The sequence below is a fragment of the Vibrio sp. Y2-5 genome, assembly GCF_014596725.1.
Classification (GTDB): domain Bacteria; phylum Pseudomonadota; class Gammaproteobacteria; order Enterobacterales; family Vibrionaceae; genus Vibrio.
The window spans coordinates 328,793-340,591 of record NZ_JACVEG010000002.1 but is presented as its reverse complement, the minus strand read 5'-3'; the positions used below and the strand labels follow the sequence as shown (position 1 = coordinate 340,591).

At 45.7% G+C, this 11,799-nt stretch carries 8 protein-coding genes; 3 read left to right on the top strand and 5 right to left on the bottom strand.

The window, feature by feature from the left end; all coding sequences use genetic code 11:
* Positions 1-53: 53 nt before the first annotated feature.
* The 3 genes from HUO09_RS06650 (at position 54) to glgB (ending at position 7,196) form a co-directional block, all read left to right on the top strand.
* Positions 54-2,507 (top strand): glycogen/starch/alpha-glucan phosphorylase, encoded by a 2,454-nt coding sequence (locus HUO09_RS06650; RefSeq protein ID WP_188233421.1) that lies wholly within the window; start codon positions 54-56, stop codon positions 2,505-2,507.
* Positions 2,508-2,663: 156 nt separating this feature from the next.
* Complete coding sequence (gene malQ, locus HUO09_RS06645; protein WP_167410724.1) at positions 2,664-4,844, top strand: 4-alpha-glucanotransferase; 2,181 nt, start codon at positions 2,664-2,666, stop codon at positions 4,842-4,844.
* Between the two features lie 165 nt (positions 4,845-5,009).
* On the top strand, positions 5,010-7,196 hold the full coding sequence (gene glgB, locus HUO09_RS06640) for a 1,4-alpha-glucan branching protein GlgB (RefSeq protein WP_188233420.1): 2,187 nt from the start codon (positions 5,010-5,012) through the stop codon (positions 7,194-7,196).
* A gap of 65 nt (positions 7,197-7,261) precedes the next feature.
* On the opposite strand, the gene HUO09_RS06635 is transcribed toward glgB, so the two are convergent.
* From HUO09_RS06635 to zntR, 5 genes are all read right to left on the bottom strand, one after another.
* Entirely contained in the window at positions 7,262-7,903 is a 642-nt protein-coding gene (locus HUO09_RS06635; protein WP_188233419.1) for an START domain-containing protein, read from the bottom strand.
* A gap of 7 nt (positions 7,904-7,910) precedes the next feature.
* The gene (locus HUO09_RS06630) at positions 7,911-8,936 is read right to left on the bottom strand and encodes an acyltransferase (protein WP_188233418.1); all 1,026 of its coding nucleotides are present in this window, start codon (positions 8,934-8,936) and stop codon (positions 7,911-7,913) included.
* Between the two features lie 128 nt (positions 8,937-9,064).
* On the bottom strand, positions 9,065-10,027 hold the full coding sequence (locus tag HUO09_RS06625; protein ID WP_167410720.1) for an AEC family transporter: 963 nt from the start codon (positions 10,025-10,027) through the stop codon (positions 9,065-9,067).
* Between the two features lie 136 nt (positions 10,028-10,163).
* Positions 10,164-11,255 (bottom strand): SO_0444 family Cu/Zn efflux transporter, encoded by a 1,092-nt coding sequence (locus HUO09_RS06620; protein ID WP_188233417.1) that lies wholly within the window; start codon positions 11,253-11,255, stop codon positions 10,164-10,166.
* Position 11,256: 1 nt separating this feature from the next.
* Complete coding sequence (zntR, locus tag HUO09_RS06615) at positions 11,257-11,676, bottom strand: Zn(2+)-responsive transcriptional regulator (RefSeq protein WP_167410718.1); 420 nt, start codon at positions 11,674-11,676, stop codon at positions 11,257-11,259.
* Positions 11,677-11,799: the final 123 nt, after the last annotated feature.

Genomic DNA, 11,799 nt, shown 5'->3' with positions numbered 1-11,799 from the left:
AGTGCGGGCAGGATATGCACAGATGAATTAGAACTGATAAGAGAGATTTCTCGATGAAACCTACGCAACAGAAAACGTTTGATAAAGCAGCGTTCCAAGCGAACGTAAAGCGTAATCTTACCGCGACATACGCGACTACAGTGGAACATGCTTCTAGCCGTTCTTGGTACTTGGCTATGGGTCATGCTCTAGCAGAATTAACAACGTTCGACATGCTTGAAACAGAACAAGACGAGCGCATCGTTAATGCAAAAAGCCTGAACTATCTATCTCTTGAGTTCCTGATTGGCCGTTTAACAGGTAACAACTTGATTAGCATGGGCCTTTATGAACAGGTTACTGAGGCGATGGCGGAATTAGGTCAGAACTTAACGGATTTACTTGAAGAAGAACGTGACCCTTCATTAGGTAACGGTGGTCTTGGTCGTCTTGCTGCGTGTTTCATGGACTCATGTGCGGCTCAAGAATACCCAACCGTGGGTTATGGTCTTCACTACGAATACGGTTTATTCAAACAGTCTTTTGAGCAAGGTCATCAGAAAGAAGCGCCAGATGCTTGGTGTGGTATCGAAGGTTACCCTTGGGAAATTGCACGTCCTGAGCTGAAACAAGAAATCGGTTTCTATGGCCACGTTGAAGTGGTCCATGAAAACGGTAAAGAAGTACGTAAATGGGTTCCGGGTATGATGGTACAAGCAATGCCTTGGGATCTACCAATTGTCGGCTACCAAAGCGATACTGTTTATCCGCTGCGCCTTTGGGAATGTCGTGCCATTGCACCATTCTCACTAGAGAGCTTTAACAACGGTAACTACTTCGAAGCTCAGCACTCACTGATTGATGCGGGCAACATTACTAAAGTGCTTTACCCGAACGACAACCATGAGAAAGGGAAAACACTGCGTTTGATGCAACAGTACTTCCACAGTGCGGCATCGGTACGTGACATTCTTCGTCGTCATGAAGGTGCTGGTTTTGCACTGGAAGATCTACCGAAGAAAGAGACAATTCAGCTTAACGATACGCACCCAACCATCGCGATTCCTGAATTGATGCGTATTTTGGTTGATGAGCGAGGTCTGTCTTGGGAAGCGGCTTGGGACATCTGTTCTAAGACATTTGCTTATACCAACCACACTTTATTGCCAGAAGCATTGGAAACTTGGAGCGAGTCTTTGATTCAGCGCCTGCTTCCTCGTCACATGGAAATCATTTACGAAATCAACCATCGCTTTATGCAGGAAGTTCGTGCGAAATGGCCGGGTGATGTTTCTAAACAGCAGAAGCTGTCCATTATTGAAGAAGGCTTCCATCGCATGGTGCGCATGGCAAACCTTTGTGTAGTGGGTTCTTACGCTGTAAACGGTGTTGCTGCCCTGCACTCAGAGTTAGTCAAACGTGACCTGTTCCCTGAGTTCAATGAACTGTACCCGAGTCGTCTACAGAACGTTACTAATGGTATTACACCTCGCCGTTGGCTGAAATTCTGTAACCCAGCTCTGTCTGCATTGATTACTGAGAAAATTGGTGACCAGTGGCCAGCACATCTCGATCAACTAGAGTCGATTTCTCAGTACGCTGGTGATGCGAAATTCCAGAAGCAATTCATGGCAGTGAAGAAAGAGAACAAACAGCGTCTAGCTGATTGGGTGAAAGACAACATGGGTATCGAACTTGATACCAATGCGATCTTTGACGTTCAAATCAAACGTCTGCATGAGTACAAACGTCAGCACCTAAACATGCTGCACATTCTTTCTCTGTACCATCGCATCATCAACGATCCATCTTTTGATGTGCATCCTCGTGTGGTGTTCTTCGCCGCGAAAGCAGCGCCGGGTTACCACCTAGCGAAAGAGATCATTTACGCAATCAACAAGATCGCAGAGAAAGTGAACAATGATCCACGCATCGGTAACAAACTGAAAGTTGTCTTCATTCCTGACTACCGTGTAAGTATGGCGGAGATCATCATCCCTGCGGCTGACGTGTCTGAGCAAATCTCTACCGCAGGTAAAGAAGCATCAGGTACCGGCAACATGAAGATGGCGCTAAACGGTGCGTTAACTATCGGTACGATGGACGGTGCAAACGTTGAGATTCGTGAAGAAGTGGGTGATGACAACATTTACATCTTCGGTCTGGATGTGGACGGCGTAGAGTCAATGAAAGCAAAAGGTTACAACCCTTACGACTACTACAACGCGGACCCATTACTGAAAGCATCACTGGATCTGTTGATGTCGGATGATTTTACTCCGGGTGAGCCAGCGAAGCTTCGCGCTACTTACGATAGCTTGCTTGATGGTGGCGACCCATACCTTGTTCTTGCCGATTTTGCTTCGTACGTGAAAGCGCATGAAGACATGGATAAGCAGTATCGAGATCTGGCGGGGTGGGCGAAGAAAGCCATATTGAACACCGCGCTGGTGGGCAAGTTCAGCTCTGACCGCAGTATTCGCGATTACGTGAATAACATTTGGCAGCTTGAAGCCGTGAAGCGTTAATAGCAAAACCAAACAGCCAAGGCGAAAGCCTTGGCTGAATGGCTTATAACGCTTAATGAACATATGTTACAGAATGAATAAACGTCAAAACGACAAAGATTAATAATTACACACCCTACACATTTGAAGGATTATGCAGTCCCTTCGGAGAGAGCGATGAAAGAACAAAATGCATTAAAGAAAGTCGCTGCGATGGCAAAAATTGCCGACAGCTATGTGAGTGCTTGGGGCGATGAAGCAAAGGTAGAAGATGAAACAATTCGTCGTCTTTTGGCTTCTTTAGGTTATGACACTACCAATGATCAAACCTTATTAAAATCGGCTGAGAAAAAACACAAAGCCGATGTGTTGGAACCCGTATTAGTGATTCCTCAAGGAGAGCCGTTAGAGGTTTCTCTCAATCTAGGTTCTAGTGCTCGTGAAAGTGAATTTGACTGGCGGCTAGAAACCGAACAGGGCGAAGTATTTGAAGGCTACCTTCAGTCACAAATTGTTCGTGATGAGCGTGCAGAAGGTGGCCCGCTAGTATTCTCTCTGCCGAGCGATTTAGCGCTGGGCTACCACAAGCTGTTTGTTTCTCGTAAACGTCGTAAAGCGCCGTATGAGATGACGGTTATTGTGACGCCAACAGCGTGTTACAAACAACCAGCTCTGGAAACAGGCAAAAAGCTTTGGGGGCCAAGTGTTCAGCTATACACGTTACGAACTCAGCACAACTGGGGCATCGGTGATTTTGGTGACTTGAAACAGTTGGTTGCAGATATCGCATCTCGTGGTGGTGATTTTGTCGGTTTGAACCCAATACATTCACTGTTTCCAGCAAACCCAGAAGGAGCGAGCCCATACAGCCCGTCTTCTCGTCGTTGGTTGAACATTCTTTATATTGATGTGAGTTCTGTACCTGAGTTCGCTCTAAGTGGCGAAGCACAGCAAAAAGTGGGCAGTGCAGAGTTCCAACAGCGCCTGCAAAAAGCACGTGAATCTCATTGGGTGAACTACACAGAAGTCGCACAAATGAAAATGAGCGTACTGCCACTGTTGTTTGCCGAATTTAAAGCGCGTCATTTGGACAAAAACACCGACCGTGCTCGCGCGTTTTTGGACTTTGTGGAAGAGGGCGGTGATAGCCTTCTGCATCAAGCCACCTTTGATGCGCTGCATGCACAGTTGCATGCAGAAGACAGCAATGTTTGGGGCTGGCCTGTTTTCCCAGAAAAATACCGCCGCTTTGAAAACCCTGCGGTACAAACTTTCATTGAAGACAACCAAGATGCTGTTCATCTTTATATGTACTTGCAGTGGGTTGCTGACACGCAAATCAACGAAGCTCAGGCGTTGGCCGAAGAAAAAGGCATGGCAGTTGGCTTATACCGTGATTTAGCCGTGGGCGTAGCCGATTCTGGCTCTGAAACATGGGCGGATGAAGGCAACCTGATTTTGGATGCCAGCATTGGTGCTCCGCCAGATGTTCTTGGCCCGCTTGGTCAAAACTGGGGATTACCACCACTAAACCCACAAGTGCTGCAAGCGACGGGCTATGATGCTTACATCAAGCTGTTGCGTGCCAACATGAAGCATTGTGGTTCTCTGCGTATTGACCACGTTCTTGGTTTACTGCGTTTGTGGTGGATCCCAAAAGGTGAAAACGCAACGAAAGGCGCATACATTTACTACCCAGTGAAAGACATGCTCGCCATTCTTGCGCTGGAATCTCACCGTCACCAATGCAGTGTGATCGGTGAAGACTTAGGTACAGTGCCGGATGAAATCGTTGATCTACTTCGTGATGCGGGCGTTCATTCGTACAAAGTCTTCTTCTTCGAAACCTCTAAAGATGATGGCGGCTTTATTTCGCCTAAGCACTATGCTCCTCAATCAATGGCGGCTTTGTGTACGCACGATATGCCGACTCTACGCGGTTTCTGGCACTGTGCTGATCTGAAAATGGGTAGCGAAATCGGTTTGTATCCAGATAAAGAGCAGTTGGCTGAATTGTTTGATGATCGATTGAAATGCAAACAAGGTATTTTGGATTCTGTGGCTTGGCATGGTTATTTACCTGAAGGTGTGGGACGTGACGCAAGTCTGGTTCCTATGGATTCATATCTAAGTGAAGCACTACAACTGCATGTTGCGGCAGGTTCTTCAAGTCTACTCAGTATTCAGCTTGAAGACTGGTTAGAAATGGATAATCCTGTCAACATTCCGGGAACCGTTGATGAGTACCCAAACTGGCGTCGTAAGCTGTCGATGAATTTGGATGAAATCTTCGCCCGTGAAGATGTGAACCGCATTTCAGCACGTTTAACGGAAACGCGTGCGAAAGCCAGTCAATAGTTGAGCATGTACTCAGAGGGAAATTAGTGATTTCTTATATTTACACTAAGAAGTTTAAGTTAGGTCACTCTATAGCCTTGTTGAGTTCGGTAAGATGAACTTTCGCTAGTATGCCCGCCAATGTAGCGGGCATTTTTATTTCTCTGTTGCGTTGGGAGAAGAGTATTGAAAAAAGCTAAAAAGCCATCGAAAACACAAGTTGCCTATAACCAGCTTTCTCACGCTGGTTTTGCTGATCCATTTGCATTTTTAGGTCCGTTTATTTCTTCTAACCATGGGGCATTACGTGTATGGATGCCGGGTGCTGATAAAGTAGAGCTTCTGGTGGAAGGAGAGCCGAGAGTGGCTCTTGAAAGAGAAACCGATGCTGGTTTTATTCTTAAATCAGGCAGAGATCTTCGTTTAACACATTACACCCTTGCAATTGACTGGGCGGGTACAGAGCAAATTATTGATGACCCATACCAGTACCACGGAATTTATGCCGAGTATGATGAGCTGCACACTCCGAAAGAGATGTATCGCCATATGGGATCGCAGTTCATTACTTTAGAGCGCGACGGCAAACAGATCTCAGGCATCCGTTTCCTTGTTTACGCCCCTCACGCTTCTGCTTGTAGTTTGGTTGGTTCGTTCAACCAGTGGGACGGCCGTCGTCATCCAATGCAACGTTTAGATTATGGCATTTGGGGTCTTTTCATTCCGGGTCTGGAAGAGGGTGTTCAATACAAATTTGAACTGAAAGGACCTCATGGCGAAGGGTTGCCTCATAAAGCCGATCCTTGGGGATTCTATGCGGAGCAACATCCTTCTTTTGCCTCTGTAACTTATGACCATAACCGTTATCAATGGCAAGACAGTGAATGGCAACATCGCCCTGTGACGCAAAAGCGAAAAGAAGCCCTTTCTTTTTATGAACTCCATGCCGGCTCGTGGAAACGTGGTGAGAATGGAGACTTTCTCAATTATCGCGAGTTAGCACAGCAATTGATTCCGTATCTGGTTGATATGGGATACACCCATGTTGAACTTATGCCGGTTTCTGAACATCCGTTTTATGGCTCATGGGGTTATCAACCGGTTGGTTTGTTTGCTCCAACCAGTCGTTATGGATCACCGGATGATTTCAAATACTTTGTTGATATGTGCCATCAGGCCGGTATCGGTGTAGTTCTCGACTGGGTACCAGCACACTTCCCGTCAGATGATCATGGTTTGGCTAACTTCGATGGTACGCCGCTGTTCCATGACCCTGACCCGCGTCGTGGTTGGCATCAAGACTGGAACTCATACATCTACGATGTTGGGCGTGAACATGTGCGCCGTTTCTTAGTCTCCAATGCACTGTATTGGTTTGATATGTTCCATATCGACGGTATTCGCGTTGATGCTGTGGCGTCGATGCTTTATCTAGATTACTCACGCAGTCACGGTCAGTGGATTCCCAACGTCGATGGTGGCCGTGAAAACTATGATGCCATCGCAACCTTTAAGTGGATGAACGAAGAGGTTTATAAGTACTTCCCGAATGCGATGACCATTGCTGAAGAATCAACAGCCTTTCCGGGTGTATCGGCGCCAACTTTCATGGGCGGCTTAGGCTTTGGTTTCAAGTGGAACATGGGGTGGATGCACGATAGTCTTTCGTACATTAAAGAAGATCCGGTACATCGTAAATATCACCATAACACGTTAACTTTCCCGCTGATTTACGCATTCAGTGAGAACTACGTGTTGTCTTTGTCCCATGATGAAGTGGTTTATGGTAAACAGTCTTTGATCTACAAGATGCCGGGTGATGAGTGGCAACAGACGGCGAATATGCGTGCCTACTTTGGTTATATGTATGCGCAGCCGGGTAAGAAGCTCAACTTTATGGGGGCTGAATTTGGTCAAACGGCAGAGTGGGATCATGATGATCAGCTACAGTGGTTCCTAACTTCATTTGAGCGCCACCGTGGTATTCAAAGTTTAGTTCGCGACCTGAACCATCTGTATAAGAATGAAGCGGCTTTACATGAACGAGATTGCGAACCATCCGGCTTCGAATGGCGTCTGCAAGATGCGGCGGACATTAGCGTGATTGCCCACGAGCGTATTAGTGATAAAGGCGAGAGAATCTTAGCCATCACCAACTTCACGCCAGTACCGCATGAACAATTCCGTTTAGGGGTGCCAAATGAGGGACGCTATGAACTCATACTCAATACGGATAGCAGCCACTATTCAGGCAGCGATTTTGAAACGGTCGCAGTAGCAGAAACGGAAAGGGTGAAAAGTGAAGGTTTAGACCAGTCTCTATTGATGCGTTTACCGCCACTTTCAACACTGTTCTACAAGCTAAAATCGTAGTGAAAACTTAGAAAATAAAGCCCCGATTTACACTATAAATCGGGGCTTTTTTATGGCTTAAAACATCACTCATTGATGTTAGGATGCTGCCTATTTTGATATTGAGGTAACTGATTTTTTAGTGCTTCAAAAGTGTTAAAAGCGCTCGAAACGGAAAGCTGATTAGCCAGCCAGTCGGGAAGAAGACCACCCGGATCTGCGTACGCAGTGTAATCGATATGAGTTAAGCCATTAGTGAGCTTTTCTAAGGTCCAATCTGCCTGAACCGATTTTATCCGAACGTAACCGTCTTGTTCTGGGTATTGATCTGCCGCGTCTTTGATTTCCAGTTTAAACGCACCATTATCAACTTGGTATTTTGAGTACGTCACCATATCTCTGTCGCGGGCAGGCCACGGGGCAGAGAACTGGGTATAGACGATGTTTTCATTGGGCGACATCTGCTTTAATACTTTGCTACTGCTGACTTTATCAAGCCAGTTCGGTAGGTTATCGCTGTCTTCCAGTAACACTAAGAACGCTTGATAAGTGGTTGGAGCAAACATTTGTGCGCGGATTTCTACCAAGCCACCTTGATGCTCACGAATGTGAATTCGAATGCCGTCTTCGCTTTTCGCGAGTTTCCATGGCATATCTGTTTGTTCACTGTTCGCCCAAACAAGACTTTGAGCGAACAGTAGCGATAAAGCGATTCCGCGCGTAAACATATAACTCCTATCTAAACAGTATCCTTCTGAGGGGAGTACGCTCAATTCCTTTCACTAAGAGTAGTGTGATAATTGTCGTTCCTACAAACAGTGTGATATCTCTATCCCAACCGCTCTGTTGCAATATACCAGAAATGTTCATCACCACTATCGCAACCAGTAGGTGACTAACATAGATACCTAGTACGCTGTTGGCGAATGATTGTATCCATGTTGCATTTCCCCAGTCGGGTTTTGCTAACAGCACAAAGAAAATCCCCACGCCCCATAATGGCGTACCAAACAGGTAATCGTTATAGCTAAACACTTGCCCATGTTGGTGCAAACCATAGGCTTCAACAAAATGCAGTGCCATCCCCAATAGTACCAATAACGATGCCATTCTTATGTTACAAGAGATGCTTCGCTCTCGTATTACATAACCAATCGTCACCAATAAGGTACTAAAGAAAGGGCCATTGCGGGTGAAAAATGGCGCATCCAGTCCGGTCACAACACTGTAGCTACCAGCCAGTACACCGTAGATGTATAGCATGGTGGCAATTGGAATCATCCAATTTGACAGGTTTCGACGAACTAAAGTAGCAAGAATTGCGATGGCCATAATCAGTGAGGGTATAAACCATAAGTGTACTAACCCTCCCTCAAGCAAAGAGTTCAAAGGATTCAGCAGCAGATAATCCCAGTAGATAAAGCGCTCTGCGAGATAACCGTTCTTTATAAGTTCATCAGAGTTAAAAGGCATCACAAGACTGAGAATACTCCAGACTAACCAAATACGAATCAGTGGCAGAGAGTATTGTTTTAGAGTGTGGAAAGGCATCGCGTTTAGCTTAGGCTGTATCAGATAACCCGATATCAAGAAGAAAAGCGGAACCGCAAAACGAGTGGCTTGATTAAACAGATACGCAAGCCACGGCTCATCATTGTAAAAGGTATGAGTGGTAAATAACTGACAGTGAAGAGCAATAATAGCCAGCATAGAGACAGTTCTACCCAACTCTAGGCTCTTGATTTTATTTATTGAAGACATAAACACTTACACGAAAAAAGGAAAGAGAGAACAATAATGGATATGCAACTAATCCCTTTCGACGTACGTCAATAAATTCGTTCTTGGTGCTAATCATTACTCCAATCTGTGAAGTCGATTCTGTGCGGTTACATCAAACCAAATGCTGAAAGCAGAAAGATACCCAAGGTGCATGTGAACAGGGAAAAGACGGTAGTGAGTGCAATAATATTGGCTGCTAAGGTGGCGCTTCCGCCCATTGCTCTAGCCATCACATAACTCGCGGCTGCCGTTGGAGATGAACTCATCAGAAAAACCAGCCCGAGTTCCATTCCCCTGAATCCAAAGATCAGAGCCCCAATGGTGATTAGAAGTGGAGCGAGTATTAGCTTAAATCCCGTGGCATACCAAGCAGGCGCATTGTCCTCTCTCAATGCTTTCAGGTCTAATGAACCGCCAGTGCAAAGAAGAGCCAGAGGTAATGTCATGTTACCCAAATAGCGTCCGGCATCTGTGACCATTTTAGGAATAGGGATGGAAAATCCGTAGCAGAAAAGGCCGAAGAGAATCGCAATAATCAGTGGGTTTTTAGTTAAAGTGCGAAAGATGATTTTGGATGGTGGAGTGCCTTTGGTATCGCTCTTCGTGCTTAACGCGATGACCGCTTGTACGTTGTATAGCAATGTCATGCTCGCTACATAAATCGCTGCAAGTGCCACTCCATCATTACCATAAGCATTGGCGACATAGGCGATAGCGATAATCGCGGTATTGGCGCGAAATGCGCCTTGAATGATCACTCCTTGGTCTTGTGGGCGATTAAACGTTTTTTTAGTGATAAAGGTCGTGAAGAGAAAGAACAGGAAGTTCGCAATAAGGCCGTAAATAATTAGAGAAGCGCTGGAAGTGAAATCATGCTTTGAACTGATGATGCTCAAAAACAACATGGTTGGCAGCGTCACTTCAAACACTATCTTGGAGGCAACTTCGATAAAGTTATCGTTAACCAGATTTATGCGTTTGAGAAAAACTCCGAGTACCAGCATCAAGCAAATAGGGCCTGTAATTGAGGCCGAAAACATCAATAATTGAAAGAGACTGTCCACGTTCATTCCTTGAACTTCAGGTGAAGATAGCGATTTGAAGAAAAAAGCACCGTCGTTCTAACAACCGACGGTGCTTATTGTAAGATCTTTATACTCTACAGCGTGTTGCAATTGATTGGAATACGCATTCGAACCGTTAACGCTATGAACAACAGCTCGCTTTTTCTTGTTTCGGGCTAAATCTTTTCCACAAGTCAGCCGCAATGATCACCGCTAATGCGATGCCACTTGTCCAAGCGATCACTGGTGGTAGTAGTTCATTACTGGCTGCTAGCTGTGCATCGATATTGATAGCGAAAGTATCGACTAAGAAGTTGGTGGCATAACCAAATAGAATTGCCACACCCACAACACCGACTAGGTAGCTCACCAGAGCTTTTGTTCCTAATTCTTTTCTCACAATACCGAGGGTAGCCATGTTGGTGGCAGGGCCTGCAAGCAAGAACACCAATACTGCACCTGGCGATACACCAGCCAGCATCAGGCCCGCGGCAATTGGCGTTGAAGCTGAAGCACAGATATACATAGGCACACCAATCAGTGCCATCAGTACCATCGCCCAAGGGCTACGGCTGATTTCCACTAATGCTTCGGATGGTACAAATGTTACAACCAACGCGGAAATGATTAGACCCACAATGAGCCACAGTGACAAGTCTTCAATTAAATCGGTAAATGCGTATTTCTGCCCTTGCCACAACTTGCTTAACCATGATTTCGGTTCAGACGCGTGTGCAGATGAACCAGAGCTACTACAACTATGAGAACCCGAACAACAAGACGTTTTGACGGCTTCGGTTGCTGGTGGTGGCGTTTGTGTGTCTCTGTCTGTGAGCAACACCAGAAACGCAGCCGCAATGGCTGAAGTTGTCGCTGCAATTGGTCGAATGACCGCCATAAATGGCCCTAATAGCGCATAGGAAATAGCTATGGAGTCAACGCCAGTCTCTGGGGTTGAGATCAAAAAGGCGGTTGTTGCGCTTTTTGAAGCGCCGCCTCGACGAAGCCCAACCGCAGCAGGAATAACACCGCAAGAACAAAGCGGTAGAGGCATACCCAAAACAGCCGCTTTCACACTCGGCCACATACCGTGTCCGGTAAGGTGTTTACTTAGTTTATCGTTGCTAAGTGTTACTTTAAGAATACCGGCAACGAACAAACCGATGATCAGCCAGAAAGAAGCATCAAGCCACAAATCGAGTAAGGTATCTAAAAAGGTCGTGATAGCTTCCATATCATGCTTCCTCTGGTTGAGTTTGAGTAAGTGCGGTCAGGATAGTGCAATGTTCGGCTGAATGAGCGCCCCCGCAGCAACGTTCATTAATCACTTTCAAGGCGTCATGCATGTGCTGAAGCTGGGCGATTCGCAGTTCAATCTCATGTAGTTTTGCTTGAGTGATGTCTTTCACTTCTTGGCATGTGTGTTGATCCGGCTCTATTTGAATCGAAAGCAATTCCTGAATATCACTCAAAGATAAGCCCACTTCTTTAGCGTGAAGGATGAACTTCAACCTATCAATGCAGTTTTGATCATATTGACGATAACCATTGTCGGCGCGCAGTGGTTCGATTAAACCTTGTTGCTCATAAAATCGAATCGCCTCAGTGGTGATGCCGAGCTTTTTAGCCAGTTGACCTCGGGTTAAAGACGCCATGTACAAACCTCAATTCTCTTGTCATTTTCCAATAGTATAAACTTTGTAGTTAAGTACAAGGTCAATACTTTATTCGTTTCTACCTACATTTTCCTCTATCTCTATTTGTCATAAGACTGCTTG